The 16,018-nt window shown below is 65.6% G+C and carries 18 protein-coding genes; 8 read left to right on the plus strand and 10 right to left on the minus strand.

What is annotated here, in order from left to right:
• Nucleotides 1-201: 201 nt before the first annotated feature.
• From fabG to A3M7_RS0105320, 4 genes are all read right to left on the minus strand, one after another.
• Nucleotides 202-939 carry a 3-oxoacyl-[acyl-carrier-protein] reductase gene (gene fabG, locus A3M7_RS0105305; protein WP_027542985.1) on the minus strand — a complete coding sequence of 246 codons (738 nt, stop codon included), beginning with the start codon at nt 937-939 and terminating at the stop codon, nt 202-204.
• 103 nt (nt 940-1,042) lie between these two features.
• Complete coding sequence (fabD, locus tag A3M7_RS0105310) at nt 1,043-2,002, minus strand: ACP S-malonyltransferase (RefSeq protein WP_027542986.1); 960 nt, start codon at nt 2,000-2,002, stop codon at nt 1,043-1,045.
• 172 nt (nt 2,003-2,174) lie between these two features.
• The gene (locus A3M7_RS0105315) at nt 2,175-3,200 is read right to left on the minus strand and encodes a fatty acid desaturase family protein (protein WP_027542987.1); all 1,026 of its coding nucleotides are present in this window, start codon (nt 3,198-3,200) and stop codon (nt 2,175-2,177) included.
• A gap of 3 nt (nt 3,201-3,203) precedes the next feature.
• Nucleotides 3,204-3,911 (minus strand): TetR/AcrR family transcriptional regulator C-terminal domain-containing protein, encoded by a 708-nt coding sequence (locus A3M7_RS0105320; RefSeq protein ID WP_027542988.1) that lies wholly within the window; start codon nt 3,909-3,911, stop codon nt 3,204-3,206.
• Between the two features lie 329 nt (nt 3,912-4,240).
• Between A3M7_RS0105320 and rpsF the strand changes: the two genes are divergently transcribed.
• The 4 genes from rpsF to rplI all read left to right on the plus strand — a co-directional run bounded on the left by rpsF (nt 4,241) and on the right by rplI (nt 6,748).
• Nucleotides 4,241-4,741 carry a 30S ribosomal protein S6 gene (gene rpsF, locus A3M7_RS0105325; protein WP_027542989.1) on the plus strand — a complete coding sequence of 167 codons (501 nt, stop codon included), beginning with the start codon at nt 4,241-4,243 and terminating at the stop codon, nt 4,739-4,741.
• Between the two features lie 5 nt (nt 4,742-4,746).
• Complete coding sequence (gene rpsR / locus A3M7_RS0105330) at nt 4,747-4,986, plus strand: 30S ribosomal protein S18 (RefSeq protein ID WP_007592020.1); 240 nt, start codon at nt 4,747-4,749, stop codon at nt 4,984-4,986.
• Nucleotides 4,987-5,114: 128 nt separating this feature from the next.
• Entirely contained in the window at nt 5,115-6,092 is a 978-nt protein-coding gene (locus tag A3M7_RS0105335) for a DUF2232 domain-containing protein (RefSeq protein WP_027542990.1), read from the plus strand.
• A gap of 50 nt (nt 6,093-6,142) precedes the next feature.
• A complete protein-coding gene (gene rplI / locus A3M7_RS0105340) occupies nt 6,143-6,748 on the plus strand; it encodes a 50S ribosomal protein L9 (RefSeq protein ID WP_027542991.1) in 606 nt (201 codons plus the stop codon).
• A gap of 77 nt (nt 6,749-6,825) precedes the next feature.
• On the opposite strand, the gene A3M7_RS0105345 is transcribed toward rplI, so the two are convergent.
• From A3M7_RS0105345 to A3M7_RS0105355, 3 genes are all read right to left on the minus strand, one after another.
• Complete coding sequence (locus A3M7_RS0105345) at nt 6,826-7,293, minus strand: PaaI family thioesterase (protein WP_027542992.1); 468 nt, start codon at nt 7,291-7,293, stop codon at nt 6,826-6,828.
• A gap of 11 nt (nt 7,294-7,304) precedes the next feature.
• Nucleotides 7,305-7,901, minus strand: coding sequence for a TetR/AcrR family transcriptional regulator (locus A3M7_RS0105350; protein WP_027542993.1), 597 nt, complete (start codon nt 7,899-7,901; stop codon nt 7,305-7,307).
• A gap of 110 nt (nt 7,902-8,011) precedes the next feature.
• Nucleotides 8,012-9,010 (minus strand): hypothetical protein, encoded by a 999-nt coding sequence (locus tag A3M7_RS0105355; protein ID WP_027542994.1) that lies wholly within the window; start codon nt 9,008-9,010, stop codon nt 8,012-8,014.
• A 278-nt stretch (nt 9,011-9,288) separates the two neighbouring features.
• Here A3M7_RS0105355 and A3M7_RS0105360 point away from each other — a divergent pair, with 278 nt between their 5' ends.
• The gene (locus A3M7_RS0105360) at nt 9,289-10,539 is read left to right on the plus strand and encodes a cyclopropane-fatty-acyl-phospholipid synthase family protein (protein ID WP_027542995.1); all 1,251 of its coding nucleotides are present in this window, start codon (nt 9,289-9,291) and stop codon (nt 10,537-10,539) included.
• A gap of 3 nt (nt 10,540-10,542) precedes the next feature.
• Here A3M7_RS0105360 and A3M7_RS0105365 read toward each other — a convergent pair whose 3' ends face one another.
• Nucleotides 10,543-10,749, minus strand: coding sequence for a hypothetical protein (locus A3M7_RS0105365; protein ID WP_027542996.1), 207 nt, complete (start codon nt 10,747-10,749; stop codon nt 10,543-10,545).
• A gap of 551 nt (nt 10,750-11,300) precedes the next feature.
• Between A3M7_RS0105365 and A3M7_RS0105375 the strand changes: the two genes are divergently transcribed.
• Both A3M7_RS0105375 and alr read left to right on the plus strand, forming a co-directional pair.
• Nucleotides 11,301-12,812 carry a replicative DNA helicase gene (locus tag A3M7_RS0105375; RefSeq protein ID WP_027542997.1) on the plus strand — a complete coding sequence of 504 codons (1,512 nt, stop codon included), beginning with the start codon at nt 11,301-11,303 and terminating at the stop codon, nt 12,810-12,812.
• 46 nt (nt 12,813-12,858) lie between these two features.
• Complete coding sequence (alr, locus tag A3M7_RS0105380) at nt 12,859-14,136, plus strand: alanine racemase (protein ID WP_027542998.1); 1,278 nt, start codon at nt 12,859-12,861, stop codon at nt 14,134-14,136.
• 12 nt (nt 14,137-14,148) lie between these two features.
• Here alr and A3M7_RS0105385 read toward each other — a convergent pair whose 3' ends face one another.
• Nucleotides 14,149-14,367 (minus strand): hypothetical protein, encoded by a 219-nt coding sequence (locus A3M7_RS0105385; protein WP_027542999.1) that lies wholly within the window; start codon nt 14,365-14,367, stop codon nt 14,149-14,151.
• A 41-nt stretch (nt 14,368-14,408) separates the two neighbouring features.
• On the opposite strand from A3M7_RS0105385, the gene A3M7_RS0105390 reads away from it, so the two are divergent.
• On the plus strand, nt 14,409-15,179 hold the full coding sequence (locus A3M7_RS0105390) for an exodeoxyribonuclease III (protein WP_027543000.1): 771 nt from the start codon (nt 14,409-14,411) through the stop codon (nt 15,177-15,179).
• 1 nt (nt 15,180) lies between these two features.
• Here the strand turns inward: A3M7_RS0105390 and A3M7_RS0105395 are convergent, their stop codons facing one another.
• Nucleotides 15,181-15,999, minus strand: a complete 819-nt coding sequence (locus A3M7_RS0105395) for a DUF4886 domain-containing protein (protein WP_027543001.1) — start codon at nt 15,997-15,999, stop codon at nt 15,181-15,183.
• Nucleotides 16,000-16,018 lie beyond the last annotated feature (19 nt).

Raw genomic sequence — 16,018 nt, forward strand, 5'->3', positions numbered from 1 at the left:
ATGCAGGGCCCGGCGAACGACGGCCAAGGCTCCGCATCGCCAATATACAGGGTTTCAAAAACCTGCAATGGCGTTCTTTGCCCATCCGTTGAAGGTCCGGTTACCATACTTCAATTGCCTTGACTACAAGCCTCATTTCGCACCGGAAACGGCCGTTTGCCGCATCCCGCACCGCCATGTGGGCGGTACGGAACGAGGGCTTCAGATCATGGCCATGCCGCCGTTGACATGGATGGTTTGTCCGGTGACGTAGGCCGCTTCGTTTGAGCTCAGGTAGACGGCGGCGGCCGCAATGTCCTCGGGCGTCCCCAGCCGGGCTGCCGGAACCTTTGTCAGAATCGTCTCGCGCTGCTTGTCATTGAGCGCGTCCGTCATCGGCGTCTTGATGAAGCCGGGCGCGATGCAGTTGGCGGTGACGCCGCGCTTGGCGTATTCGGCACCCAGCGTCTTGATCATGCCGATCAAGCCTGCCTTCGACGCGGTGTAGTTGCCCTGCCCGGGATTGCCGGTGACGCCGACCACCGAGGTGATGGCGATGATGCGGCCGAAGCGCTTGCGCATCATCAATTTGGTGGCGGCGCGCGCCAGGCGGAAGGTCGCGGTCAAATTGACGTTGATGACCTCCTCCCAATCCTCGTCGCGAAGCTGCACGAAGAGATTGTCGCGGGTGATGCCGGCATTGGCCACGAGGATGTCGACCTGGCCCATCGCGGCTTCCGCGGCGGGCACCAGCGCCTCGACCTCGTCGGCCTTGGACAGATTGCAGGGCAGCACGAAGGTGCGCTCGCCGAGCTTGCCGGCAAGCTCATCCAGCACTTCCTTCCGCGTCCCTGATATCGCGACCGTGGCGCCCTGCGCGTGCAGCGCCTGCGCGATGGCGCCGCCGATGCCGCCGGTCGCGCCGGTGACGAGCGCCTTTTTGCCAGTCAGATCGAACATCGATAACTCCTTCAAAGCACGATCCGGAAAAGTGCGCAGCGGTTTTCCGGAAAGATCGTGCGCAAACTTAAAGAACCAAGGCGCGATGACGAATCATCGCGCTTCAGGCCTGCTTCGCAGCGGCCAGTGCATCCTTGGCCGCCGCAATGTCGTTCGGCCCGCCCACGGCGACACCGACGGCGCCGTCGGCGATACGCTTGACGAGACCCGTCAGCACCTTGCCGGCGCCGATCTCGAAGAAACGGGTCACGCCCTGCCCTGCCATATAGGCAACCGACTCGCGCCAGCGCACCGTTCCGGTGACCTGCTCGACCAGGCGGCGGCGGATCTCGTCGGGATCGGTGATGGCGCTCGCCAGCACGTTCGACACCAGCGGAGCTGCCGGGGCCTTGATCGTGACCTTGGCCAGCGCCTCCGCCATGGCGTCGGCAGCCGGCTGCATCAGCTTGCAGTGGAAGGGTGCGGACACCGGCAGCAGCATCGCGCGCTTGGCGCCCTTGGTCTTGGCGATCTCGACGGCGCGATCGACCGCCGCCTTGTCGCCGGAGACGACCACCTGCCCGCCGCCATTGTCGTTGGCGGCCTGGCAGACCTGCCCCTGCGCCGCCTCATTGGCGACCTCCATGGCGGCCTCGTAATCGAGACCGAGCAGCGCGGCCATCGCGCCGGCGCCGACCGGCACGGCTTTTTGCATTGCGAGACCGCGGGTGCGAAGCAGCCGCGCCGTGTCGGAAACCGTCAGGCTGCCGGCTGCGGCCAGCGCCGAATATTCACCAAGCGAATGGCCGGCGACAAAGGCCGCATCCCGTCCTACGGAAAAACCGGCTTCAGCCTCGAGCACCCGCAGGGTGGCAACAGAAACCGCCATAAGCGCCGGCTGGGCGTTTTCGGTGAGCTGGAGGGTTTCGGCCGGGCCATCCCAGATGATGGCCGTCAACTTCTCCCCAAGCGCTGCATCGACCTCGTCGAATACGGCGCGCGCCACCGGGAAGGCGTCGGCCAGGGCCTTGCCCATGCCAACCGCCTGGGACCCCTGCCCCGGAAATGTGAATGCTGCCGTCATCGGCGCTCCCTGCTTGTCGAGCACGATCCCTGCGAGAACCGGCAGCCGATTACGCGCGGCCTTGGGCCATGGTTCCGGATCGTGCGTCAAAGGGGGCCGTAGACACCGTCCGGGCCTGCAATGTCAAGCCAAGATGGGAACCTCGACCGGTATCCAACTGGGGATGCGCCCCTTAAAACCCGCCCGCCTTCTGATCTGCGCCGACCTCGGCGCCAGCCCGCGCGCGGCGCGCGCTGCTGGCCAATTGCCCCGGCCGGTCGTCTCGGTTCGGCCTGGCGGTGGCGAGCCGCAGCACGGCGGCGTAGTTCGGCTGCACTTCCATGCGGCCGGCATGCCGGCTCTCGCTGAGCAGGCGATGGACCTTCGGCAGATTGTAGCAGGGCACGTAGAACAGGAGGTGATGCTCGAGGTGATAGTTCACGTAATACGGCGCGATGAACAGGCGCTCGAGAAAATTGGCATGCGTGGTGCGGGTGTTGCGCAGCGGATCGCTGCTGTCGGGGACGACGGCATGCTCGGCGATGTTGCGGATGCGGGTGATGACCATCATCCAGGTCAGCAGCGGCACCAGCCATAGCAGCGGATAGGCCCACCACACGCCTGCCGCCGCAAGCGCTCCGAACATCGCGGCATTGACGAGGCATTGCGGGCCGAGCTTCTCCCAGAAATGCGCAGCGCGCTGCCGCCACGGCCAGTCCTGCGGGCCGAGTGCGTTGAGCAGTTGCGCCTTGCGCTGCTGGTAGCCGGTCTGCCCGGTGATGTCGCGAATGAACTTGCGGCGATAGCTCAGCTGCGTGATCGGAAATGGCGCCGACAGCACGAGATCGGGATCGTCCTCCTGCTGGGTCCGCGCGTGGTGCTGCAAGTGATAGCGGCGATAGGCGCGCGTCTCCGCAAAAACCGGATAAGCGCAGAACCACTGGCTCAGCGTCAAATTGGTGTTCTCGTCGGCGGAGAGACAACCATGCGCGCCGTCGTGCATGAGGATCGACAGGCCCAGTTGGCGCGAGCCGATAATGGCGACGGCGAAGATATAAGTGAGCGGATTGGGCCACCACGCGACCAGCGCGATCGCGCCGATGATCAGCGCCCAGGCATGCGCGATCAGTGCGACCCCCTTCCAGGTTACGCGCTGGCGCACGTCGACGAGCTGGTCCTCGGTCAGGAAATCGCGGGCACGCATGCGAAGCGCGGTCATGGCCTAGCTCTCCTCATCCGAAGTGGTCGATGCGTCGCGGTCGTCGACGAGGCGCAGGCGCGCGGCCTCGCCGGCGGATTTCGCCTGCTCGCCAAGCACGCGCAGCATCTCGGCGCAGAGCTCATCCGGCGAGCGGCCCATGGCATAGCCCTCGAGGATGACGCCGATGGCGACGGCCCAGAACCGCCGCGAGCTCTCGTCGGGCGCGCGCAGGGAACGCCAGCCGTGGCGCGCGACCTGGCTCGCATAGGCACGCGCGCCCTCGGCGTGCAGACGCTCGATGGTGCGCTCGACCAGCGGCGCGAGATCCTGGCGACGCCGCGTCAGCGTCAACGCCTCGGCGAAGAAGGCGACCGAATCGCTCGCCGTCACCGTCTCGGCCAGCGCATGGGTGTAGTCCCGCGGCGTGCGCGCCTTCAGCGCAGCCTGCTCGGTCGCGCGGGCCAGATACAGCAGCTCGCGGCAGGCGCATTCGACGAACAGCGCCTCCTTGGTGCGGAAATAATAGGTGATCTGGCTCGGAAATGCGTCCGCGGCGGCCGCGATGTCGGTGATCGAGGCGCCCGACAGCCCCCGCTCCCGGAACAACGGGCTGGCCGCATCCAGCAGCAGCGAGCGCATTTTGCGGCCGGCCGAGCGTGTGGCCCGCGCCGCATGCCTGGGGTCGCCGGCCGCCGTCTCGGATGGGGCGTGGGCAGATTTGTCTGCCATTGGATCCTCCCGCTGATTTATTTGTATGCTATACAAACAAATAAATCAAGCTGAGGGGTTCGCCCCGTCCCCCACACGGGCGCCAAGGGCCGAAACCTGGCCCTCCAACCTTGCAAAGCCGGTCAAAATCCGTATAAGGCGCGCATCCGCAGACCCCGGCCGGGAGCTGAACGGACGGTCTCAACAAATCATTCGTGATTTTGGTGTGGCAGGGCCAGTCGGCCCGTCGTCCCGTGTTTCCGCCTTCTGAGCTTAATCCCAGAGTCCTTTCCGAAGGTCTCTTAAGGGCTTGACGCCGGGCGATGCGCTAACATGAGGAAAGGACTTCCATGCCTCTTTACGAGCATGTTTTTCTCGCGCGCCAAGACGCGAGCCCGCAGCAGGTCGAAGAGCTGACTGCGCAGATGACCGGCATCGTCGAGGGTCTCGGCGGCAAGATCACCAAGACCGAGAACTGGGGCGTTCGCTCCCTCACCTACCGGATGAACAAGAACCGCAAGGCGCACTTCGTGCTGCTCAACATCGACGCGCCGTCCGCGGCGATCGCCGAGATCGAGCGCCAGGAGCGCATCAGCGAAGACGTGATCCGCTATCTCAGCGTCCGCGTCGAGGAGCTCGAGGAAGGCCCGTCCGCAATGATGCGCAAGGCCGACCGTGACCGCGAGCGTGATGACCGTGGCGGCGGCTTCCGCGGCGAGCGCGAAGGTGGCTTCCGTGGCGACCGCGAGGGTGGTTTCCGTGGCGGCGATCGCGACGGTGGCGGCTTCCGCGGTGATCGCGGTCCGCGCCGTCCGCGCGAAGAAGCTGAAACCACGACGGATGGGGAGTAAGATCAATGGCTGAAGCTGGTGCACGCCGTCCGTTTTTCCGTCGTCGCAAGAGCTGCCCGTTCACGGGCGCCAATGCTCCGAAGATCGACTACAAGGACTCCAAGCTGCTGATGCGTTACGTCTCCGAGCGCGGCAAGATCGTGCCGAGCCGCATCACCGCAGTGTCCGCGAAGAAGCAGCGTGAGCTCGCCCGCGCCATCAAGCGCGCGCGCTTCCTGGGCCTGCTGCCCTACGTCATTCGCTAAGACGAATTCGGCCGGCGGCGACATCGCCGCCGGCCGCACTCTCTAAGTTTCATAAGGCTTCCGGGTCGTCCGGTCGCCGATGGTTGGGGCGCGTTGCCTCTAACCGCTCGAAGGGAGCGGGACAGCTGATGATGGCCTTTGGACTGATAGCCCTGATCGCCGGCGCCGCGTCGGCCCTGATGTTCGCCTCGATCGTTTCGGGCGCGCTGATCTCGCTCGTCCTGTTCTATCTGGCACCGCTGCCGCTGATGGTCGCCGCGATCGGCTGGGGACCGCTTTGCGCGAGCCTTGGCGGCATCGCCGCTGCGATCGGCCTCGGAGCCCTGTTCGGCCTGCCCTACTGCATCGCGTTCGCCGTCACCGTCGCGCTGCCGGCCTGGTGGCTCGGCCATCTCGTCCTGCTCAGCCGGCAGGTGGGACACGTCACGCCGGACGCCGCCACCGAGCCGCCGGCCGAGCCAGAGCTCGAATGGTATCCGGTCGGCCGCATCCTGCTATGGATCGCGGGCTTCGCCACACTGACCACGATCGCCGCCCTGCTCACGCTCGGCACCGACGCCGACACCATCCTGGGCACGCTGCGGCGCGGCCTGATGCGCATCCTCCGCGCCACGGATCCGCAAGCCTCCGGCGAAGCCGACCAGTTCGTCGACGCACTGGTGCGCATCGCGCCAGCCGCCGCCACCATCGTCGCAATGATGACGCTGACCCTCAACCTCTGGCTCAGCGCCAAGGTGACGGCGACGTCGGGCCGGCTGCGCCGCCCCTGGCCGGATCTGATGACGGCCGAGCTGCCGCCGATGACGCTCGTGGCGCTCTGCATCGCGCTCGCCTTCTGCTTCACCGGCGGGCTGCTCGCGATCATCGCGCAGATCACCACGGCGGCGCTGATGATGAGCTATGCGCTGACCGGCTTTGCCGTGCTGCACACGCTGACGCTCGCGCTGAAGAGCCGCACGTTCTGGCTCGGCTCGACCTACGCCGTCGTCGTCGTGTTCGGATGGCCTGTCATCGCGATGGTGATCCTGGGCCTTGCGGATGCCGTGTTCGGCTTCCGCGAGCGCTTCCTGCGCAGCCGCCAGCCGCCGCCGCTGCCGACCCCTTAAGTCCAACCCTGAAACCCCGAACTCACTGAGCACTTCAAAGGAGAACGAATATGGAAGTCATTTTGCTGGAACGCGTGAACAAGCTCGGCCAGATGGGCGAAGTCGTGAAGGTTCGCGACGGCTATGCCCGCAATTTCCTGCTCAAGCGCGGCAAGGCGCTGCGCGCCACCGCCGACAACCGCGCCAAGTACGATGGCATGAAGGCCGACCTCGAGGCCCGCAACCTCGCGTCCAAGGCCGAGGCGTCCAAGGTCGCCGAGAAGATCCAGGGCAAGAACATCATCGTGATCCGCCAGGCCTCGGAAGCCGGCCAGCTGTTCGGCTCGGTCAACGTGCGTGACATCGTCGTGGCGTTCGAAGCCGACGGCGTTGCGCTGTCCCGTCCGCAGGTCCAGCTCGACGCGCCGATCAAGACCATCGGCAAGCACACCATCACCGTTGCCGTGCACCCCGAGGTCGAGGTCGAGATCTCCGTCACGGTTGCGCGCAGCCAGGACGAAGCCGAGCGCATCAACCGCGGCGAGGACATCTCGACCCGCAACGAGGACCGCGATGCGGCCGCCGAGGCGATCGCCGCCGCCGGCGAGTTCTTCGATCCGGAAGCCCAGCACGACGACGTCGAGCCGGCCCCGGCCGCGGAAGAGACCGAGAAGTAAAACGTCAACTCGTCATTCCGGGGCGATGCGAAGCATCGAACCCGGAATCACGAAGACGAATCAAAAGCCCGGCCGCTTCAAGCGGCCGGGCTTTTCGTTTGGGCGGCGACGTCCTCGCTCAGCATCGCGATCGAGGCGAGCGCGGTTGCCGTATGCTTCTCGACACCGTCGCTGACACAGAACACGTCGGCTGCGACCACGGAGACCTGGCGCCCCGGCTTGATCACCCTTGCCCGGCAGATCAGCTTCTCGCCGACAGCGGGCGACAACAAATTGAGCTTGTACTCCGCCGTCAGCGCCGGCTGGCCGCGCGAGGTGGCGGCCGCAATCGTCGTGGCGTTGTCGACCAGAAAGGCGGTGACGCCGCCGTGGAAAAAGCCGTGCTGCTGAAGCAGCTCCGGCCGGCGCTCCACCGCGATCGTGCAGGTGCCGCGCGACAATTCCGAGAGCTCGGCGCCAACGAGGTTCATGAAGCCCTGGCGGCCGACATTGGCGTGGATGCGCTCGGCTACGGCGGCAAATTCCGGATCTGCTTCGGCTCGCATGACATCTCTCCTTATTGTTTGTTGATGCGATCGGGCGGCCGCAGCGCGCGGATGGCGCAGGCGACCAGCGTGTCGGTCTCGCTCCGCGGATCGGCACGATCGCGCCCCGACAGGAACGCGCGGCAGAAGATCTGCGCCGGGCCGATGAGCTGGCTGATGAACGTCACCGGCGTCATCGGCAGGAGCTCGCCGCCGGCAACCAGCGGCGCGCGCCAGCGTTCGATGCCTTCGGCAAGGCGCGCATTCTGCGCGCGCTGGGCGTCGCGGACGTCCTCGCCCCATTCGCTGCGCGAGATCTCGAAGAGATAGCGGGCCTCGCGCCGGCTCGAGACGACCCAGTCGAGATGCGCCCGGATCAGGCGATCGATGCCCTGTTCGGCGTCAGGCACGGGATCGAGCGCGGCCAGCACTGCGGCGTGATAATGCCGCAGCACCTCCAGAAACAACGCGCCGGCCAATTCCTTCTTCGACCCGAAGACATGAAAGAAGCTGCCGTTGGAGGCGCGCGCTTTGGCGCGGATCGCAGCCACCGTCGCAGCTTCGAAGCCGACGCGGTCGAACACGATCAGCCCCGCCGCCAACAGGTCGTCACGCACGCTTGCCGACATCGGCGCCTCCTAGAGTATTACTCTAGAGTACCGCTCTAATCGCGGTCAAGACGATGCGAGGGCCGCGATGAACGCGACCCTCGCAACGCGATCCGACAATGCGGGTTGGCTTAGCGCGAAATCGGCGGCGCCGGCGGTCCTGATGACTCCGCAGGCGGCGGGGCCGCAGCGGTCGCGGGCGGCGCCGCCTCCTGCGGCTTGGCCGCCGGTTCGGAGCTTGCGGCCGGCGCGGCAGGCTTGGGAGCCGCCTCTTCCGCCGCCTTGGGCGCGACCGGCTCGGCCGGCTTCGTGGCGGCCGCCGGCGGGGCCGGCGTCACCTGCGGCACCGGATCGGGCCGCAGCGCCGGAGCGTCGCTGCTGCGCGGCTCGACCTTGGCGCTCTCCGGCTTCGGCTCGGCGGGTTTCTCAGTCGCCTTCTCTGGCTTGGACTCGTCACGACCGGGTTCGACCTTGGCGCTCTCGGGCTTGGACTCCGGCTTGGACTCGGCCTTCGGCTCGCTCTTCTTCTCTTCAGTGGCCGGCGCGGCGGCGTCGACCTTCGGCGCCTCCTCGGTCCCGGGCTTGCCGCGACGCTTGGCTTTGCGCCCCTCAGGCGCTGCCTGGCCCTCGGGCTTTGGACCGCCCTCCTCGGCAGGCCGCGCGGCGCGCTTCTGGCGCGCGCCCTCGGTCGCGGGAGCTGCAGCCTCACCTTCCGGCTTGGCGGCGTCCTGGGAGCGCTGGCGACGGCCCTGATGCTCAGGCGACTGCGCAGGATTGGTGCTCGCTTCCTTGTCCTTGGCGCCGTCCTTCTTGTCCTTGCCGTCCTTGCCACCATCCTTGGCCTGGTAGCGCGTGTCGGTGGCGCCGTTCGAAACAAGGTAGGAGGCCAGCACGCCGGCCATGTCGGAGCTGGTGGTGTAGTGCTGACGCAGGAAACCCGGCAGCGAACCCGGCGCAACAGTCTTCAGCAGTCCCCTCGGGCTCTTGTGGCAGGCATTGCAGGTCTGCGCGAAGAGCTGGGATGGGGCCTTGCCGGCCTCGAGGTTCGTTGCCTGCGCAAGAACGGCATCGGTCGCGCCGAAGCCGATCAGAAGCACTACCGTCGCGAGGCTGAGCGCTCGGCTCGACATTCCCATCATCTCCATTGAATTTCCGCGAATGCGCCGGCGTCCGGCGCGGCGGCGGTCACCTTTTAGCCGATTGAGCCGCGAATGGAAGCAGGCCCCGCGCGCAAGGATGTGATTAAGCGCTTTTGGAATATCGGCTTTGAATACAGCGCAATAGCGGGAGGGGACGACCATCCCTAGATTTGGATGCAAACGCATAGGAACCGGAGCGGGACCTGAGCGTCTGATGTGAAAGCCGGGTTAGTCGCATCTTTTCGGGTTCGCTCGAGAGGAAAGGGTCGATGGACCGTTTGTTGCGTCAATTCCTGTCTCAATTCATTCGCCGCGGGTCGATGACGGTGACCACGGCGAAGGGGGCGAAGTTCACCGTCGGCGACGGCTCGAGCGAGCCGATCGCAGTCCGTTTCGTCACTGCGGACGCAGAACGAAAGATCCTCATCAATCCCGAGCTCGGGCTTGGCGAGGCCTACATGGACGGCGAGTTCGTCGTCGAGCGCGGCACCATAGCTGATGCCCTCGCGATCCTGCTCGATCAACCCGACCTATTGCCGCAGTGGGCAAAGCCCTGGTGGCACCTGCGCTACCTGACGCGGCACCTGAAGCAGTTCAATCCGCGCTCGCGCGCGCGTCGCAATGTCGCGCATCACTACGATCTCGACGCCCGGCTCTATTCGCTCTTCCTCGACGCCGACAAGCAATATAGCTGCGCCTATTTCGAGATGCCGGAGAGCACGCTCGACGATGCGCAGCTCGCCAAGAAGCGGCACATCGCCGCAAAGCTGCGCGTCACGGCTGGCCAGCGCGTGCTCGACATCGGCTCGGGCTGGGGCGGGCTTGGGCTCTATCTCGCCGAGATCGCAGACGCCGACGTCACCGGCATCACCCTGTCGACAGAGCAGTTGCAGATCGCCAATACGCGCGCGGCCGAAAAGGGCCTGACCGGATCGGCCAAATTCCTGCTCCAGGACTATCGCGACATTGACGGGCCGTTCGACCGCATCGTCTCGGTCGGAATGCTGGAGCATGTCGGGGTCAGGTTCTACGACGCTTACTTCCAGCGCTGCGCCGAACTCCTGAGCGAGGACGGTGTCATCCTGCTGCACTCGATCGGCCGTTCGCAGGGCCCGGATTCCACCAATCCCTGGATCGCCAAATACATCTTCCCGGGCGGATATATCCCCGCTCTGTCCGAGGTGCTGCCGGCGATCGAGCGCGCGGGCCTCCTGGTCTGCGACATCGAGATCCTGCGGCTGCATTACGCCGAGACGCTGAAGGCCTGGCGGGAGCGCTTCATGGCGCGGCGCGAGGAGGCCGTGCAGCTTTACGACGAGCGCTTCGCCCTGATGTGGGAATTTTATCTGGCGGCCAGCGAGATGACGTTCCGCAAGCAGCACATGATGAACTTCCAGATCCAGCTCACCAAGCGTCAGGGCGTGGTACCGATGACCCGCGACTACGTCGGGCACGAAGAAGCCCGCCTGCGGGCCATCGAACGCGGCGCCAAGCCAAGGCTGAAGCTGGCTGGTGAATAAAGTCTAGTGACGCAGGGTCGAAATCGGGGACGAGCGGAAAGAAGCCGTTAACGCCAACTGCGCCCGCAGTTCCACCAGGATCTCGGGCGCGACCGGCTGGCGGCGCACTTCGGGGCGCTCGGCGTGCTGCATGGCCGCGATCAGCCCGGACAGCCAAAGCCGGCTGCCTGCTTCGCTTCGCCAGATCTGGTGCTGCCGTTCTGGCCGCATCGCTGCCTCGTCTCCCTGATGACGGGTTACCGGGGACAATCCCCTGTCTGCCCGCCCGTTCCGGCGCTACCCCGAAAGAATCCGGAGAGATGTGATCTGCTTCACATAAGTCTGGTCGGGCCTGGCCTAGACCGTCGCCATGAGCAAAGAGACCCGAACCTCATTCGACGTGCAGGACGACCTCCGCACCGACTACGCCCTGATCGCTACCGGCGTCGGGGCGGCCCTGGTTGCGCTGGTCTACCTCCTGCTGGTCTGAGCCCAAGCCGAAAGCGGCCAGCGTGCGTCATTTCGCGCGCTCTTCATACGTCTGCACGCCAGTCCATTAGGTTCACGCTTCCAGGATATTTCCATGGCACGGTCGCGGCCGCTTCCGGGCCGGGGCGAGTTCCGGAAAAATCCGTCAAGCGCGGTGCATGCTGCGGCTGCTAATCATCCACCATTTTAACTCAGCGGTTGATAGCGGTCAGCTTTTGCTTCCGCTTTGGGCGCAGGCGGCGCTTTATCCCGGCCCCGCATCCGCCCAAGAAAATTGCTAAGCACGTCCGACCATGGCCCTGACTGATTCGAACGTTCTCAAACTCGCGCCTGACGCAGGAACTCCGACCTATCGGAGCGCGCCGCATAATATCGAGGCGGAACAGAGCCTTCTGGGCGCAATCCTGGTCAACAACGATGCCTTCTACCGCGTCTCCGACTTCCTGGAGGCGAAGCATTTCTTCGAGCCGCTGCACCAGACCATCTTCGACACCGCCAGCAGCCTGATCCGGATGGGCAAGATCGCCACGCCCGTCACGCTGAAAACGTTCCTGCCCGCCGATACCGATGTCGGCGGCATGACCATCGGGCAATATCTGGCGCGCCTCGCTGCCGAAGCGACCACCATCATCAACGCCCAGGATTACGGCCGCACCGTCTACGACCTGTCGCTGCGGCGTGACCTGATCGGCATCGGCGAGGACATGGTCAACGTCGCCTACGACGCCCCGGTCGATTTCCAGCCGCGCGCGCAGATCGAGGACGCCGAGCGAAAGCTGTACGAACTCGCCGAGTCCGGCCGCTATGACGGCGGCTTCCAGAAATTCTCGCAGGCGCTGACGGTCGCAGTCGATCTTGCCGCGAAAGCGTTTCAGCGCGATGGAAAGCTGTCGGGCATCTCGACGGGCATGCGCGACCTCGACACCAAGATGGGCGGCCTGCAGCACTCCGACCTCATCATCGTGGCTGGACGCCCCGGCATGGGCAAGACGTCGCTCGCCACCAACATCGCCTACAACGTCGCGCAGGCCTATGTCGCCGAGCTCCAGGCCGACGGCACCACGAAGGCCGCCAATGGCGGCGTGATCGGCTTCTTCTCGTGCGAAATGTCGGCCGACCAGCTCGCCACCCGTATCGTGGCCGAGCGCACCGGCATCCCCTCCTCCCACATCCGCCGCGGCGGCATCACGGAAGCCGATTTCGAGAAGATCCGGCAGGTCTCGATCGAGCTGCAGTCGCTGCCGTTCTATGTCGACGCCACCGGCGGCCTGTCGATCGCTCAGTTGATGGCGCGCGCGCGCCGCCTGAAGCGTCAGAAGGGCCTCGATCTCCTCGTGATCGACTACATCCAGCTGCTGTCGGGCTCGGGCAAGCGCGCCAGCGACAGCCGCGTGCAGGAAATCACGGAGATCACGACCAGCCTGAAGGCACTGGCGAAGGAGCTCAACGTTCCCGTGATCGCGCTGTCGCAGCTCTCGCGCCAGGTGGAATCGCGCGACGACAAGCGGCCGCAACTTTCCGATTTGCGTGAATCCGGATCAATCGAGCAGGACGCCGACGTCGTCCTGTTCGTTTATCGCGAGGAATATTACCTCGCGATGAAGGAGCCCCGCCCAGGCACGCCCGAACACGAGAAGTGGCAGCTTGACATGAGTCTTGCGCACGGCAAGGCCGAAGTCATCATCGGCAAACAGCGCCACGGCCCGACAGGCACCGTTGACTTGGCCTTCGAGGCCTCGGTCACGCGGTTCGGTGACCTCGCGCCTGACAGTCAGCTGCCAGCTCGCAGCGGCAACGACTACTGAGTTCCTTGAACCAGACCGGTCTCTTGCGTAAAACGGCGCCATGACAATTGCGTCCGACCCGAAAATGATCCCGCAATCCGGCCTTCTCTCTGCGGAGGCCAACGAGGCCGCCGCGCTCGCAGCCTTCGGCGGCGTGCTCACCGTCGACCTCGACGCGATCATCGCCAACTGGCGCAAGCTCGAGAAGACGGCGGTGCCGGCCGAATGCTCGGCCGTGATCAAGGCCGATGCCTATGGCTGCGGCGCCGCGCAGGTCGCGCGTGCCCTGAGCAAGGCCGGCTGCAAGACCTTCTTCGTCGCCACCATCGAGGAGGCGCGCAAGGTGCGCGCCGCCGTACCGGAGCCGACCATCTACGTGCTCGGCGGCTATTTCCAGAACACCGGCGAGCACTACGCCCAGATCAATTGCCGTCCGGTGATCGGCGATCTCAACGAGCTCGCCGAATGGGACGTGTTCTGCCGCCGCACCGGCTGGAACGGAGGCGCCGCTGTTCACATCGACACCGGCATGAACCGGCTGGGGCTGACGCTTGCAGAAGCCCAGGCCATCATTCCCCGCATCAATGCCGGCGATCACGGCATCACGCTGGTGATGAGCCATCTGGTCTCGGCCGAGCAGCTCAACAGCCCGGTCAATGCAAAACAGCTCGCCTCCTTCCGCGGCATCGCCAGCGAATTCTCCGGCGTGCCGGCGGCGCTCGCCAATTCGTCCGGAATCTTCCTCGGCGCCCCCTTCCAGTTCGACCTGGTGCGGCCGGGCGCCGCGCTCTACGGCGTCAACCCGACGCCGGAGGCCGACAATCCGATGCAGCCGGTGGTCGACCTCAAGGCGCGCATCGTGCAGACCCGAAATATCGAGCGCGGCGAGAGCGTCGGCTATGGCGGCACCTGGACCGCGCGCCGGCCGACCAAGCTTGCGATCATCGCGGTCGGCTATGCCGACGGCTATTTCCGCGCCGCCAGTTCAAACGACGGCACGCGCGGCGCAGAGGTGATCGTTGCCGGCAAGCGCTGCCCGGTCGCAGGCCGCGTCTCCATGGACCTGATCGCGATCGACATCACCGATCTGCCGCCGAACGCGGCACGGCGCGGCCACATGGTGACGCTGATCGGCGAAGGCATCACCGTCGACGAGCTCGCGCATCATTTCGGCACGATCGGCTATGAGGTGCTGACCAGCCTCGGCCACCGCTATGCCCGCGTCTACAAGGGCGGCAACGTGGAGGAGCCGCTGACACAGCCGTCCTCCGCACAGGCCGCCGAGCAACCGCCCTCGCCGCCGCCGGTCGAGCAGCCGGCGAGCCCGCCGCCGCTGCCGAGCTGAGCTGTCAGCCGCTTACTTCTTCTTCCTGCTGTCGAGCGCCGTCTTGCAGGTCGCGCTGAGCTGGTCACGCTTGCCGTTGAGGCAGGCGACGATGCCGCCGCCCGGCGCGAGGCCGGCGCAGAATTTGTCGTAATCGGCCTTGCACGCGCCGCGCGGATCGGCCGATTGTGCCGAAGCCGCACCGGAGAACGCGGCAACGACGACGATGGCAGCAAAGCTCAACTTGGACATTGTATCTCCGGTGGTCGGAAGGCAGGAGCCAGCAGCTCTACATGAAGATCGCGACGTTCAACATCAACAACATCAACCGCCGCCTGCCCAATCTGCTGGCATGGATGCGCGCGGCTAAGCCTGATGTCGTCGCGCTCCAGGAATTGAAGGCAAGTGATGGCGAATTTCCGGCGGGCGCTATCGAAAAGGCCGGCTATGGCGCAGTATGGCGTGGACAAAAAACCTGGAACGGCGTTGCCATCCTCGCCCGTAATGCCGAGCCCGTTCTCACCCGCGACCGCCTGCCCGGCGACCGTGACGACCACGAGGCGCGCTACATCGAGGCCGCCGTGCGCGGCATCATCGTCACCAGCATCTACCTGCCCAACGGCAATCCCCAGCCGGGGCCGAAATTCGACTACAAGCTCGACTGGTTCGCGCGCCTGAAGCGCCACGCCAAGACCTTCATCAAGCAGGACCTGCCCGCGGTGCTCGCCGGCGACTACAACGTGGCGCCGACGGCGATCGACATTTATCCGACGAGATCCTGGGACAAGGACGCGCTGATCCAGCCAAAGAGCCGCGCGGCCTTTGCCTCGCTGGTCACGCAAGGCTGGTGCGACGCGGTCCGCGAGCTTCATCCGGACAAGCGCATCTACACATTCTGGGACTACAAGCGGAACCGCTGGCCGCGCGATGCGGGCCTGCGGCTCGATCATCTGCTGCTCAGCCCCGCCGTCGTTTCACGCCTGGCCAAGGCCGGTGTCGACAAGACGGTTCGGGGCGAGGACGGCGCGAGCGATCACGCGCCGGCCTGGATCGTCCTGCGCTAGATCAGCGGCCGTAGTACTCCTGCACAGTGTCCCACGCCGCCTTTTGCAGCAGCTGCGCCATCTCGGGATCGAGCCCCATGATGTAGGAATTGCCGACCGGCGAGCGACCTGTCAGCGCGGCGAGCGTCGTGCAGGCCGCCAGATACGTGCCGGCCGGACTCGGATGCCGCTTGTCCGGCGCATAGAGGTTGAGTTCGGGCTGAAGCTTGCGGACGCGCGCGAAGGCAAGGCCCGCGGGAATGACCAGCGCATCATTGGCATTGCCGGCGACCGTGTAGGCCTCGGCCAGTCCCTCGGTCATGTCAGGCTTGTCGGCGTAGGCCCAGGACATGAACAGCACGGGCCGCATGTCGTGGGCGCGGACGATCTCGCTGTCCTTCTTGGCGAAGGCGGCGAAGGCGTCCTTCAATTGCGGATGGATCGGGCACTGGCTGCAATCCATCATCACGACCGCGTCGAACTGCTTGCCGGGCTTGTTGAAGATCACGACGTTCTGCTCGTCGAAGGAGTAGGCGCCGATGCCGCCCGGCCGCAGCAGATTGTCCATGTCGTGCCAGTCGAGGCCGGAGCCGCCGATCGTGGCCATGGTGTTGCGATACGCCGCCTTGTTGGCCGCATCCGCAGCCCGCTCCATGAAGGAGAGATGCCCGGGCATGCCGTTGTTGTAGTAGAAGAAGCTGTTCCCGACGAACAACGCCGCCTTGGGGAAGTCAGGTCCGAGCGTCGTGACCTTCGGCCTGGTCTGCGCCTGCGCCGCGCTGAAGCTGGCCACAACGCCCAGACACATTGCGAGCATCGCTCGCGTCAAAAGACGCATCATGGGTTTCCTCCCCTTTTCT

The organism is Bradyrhizobium sp. WSM2254, assembly GCF_000472645.1.
GTDB classification, from domain to species: Bacteria; Pseudomonadota; Alphaproteobacteria; order Rhizobiales; family Xanthobacteraceae; genus Bradyrhizobium; species Bradyrhizobium niftali.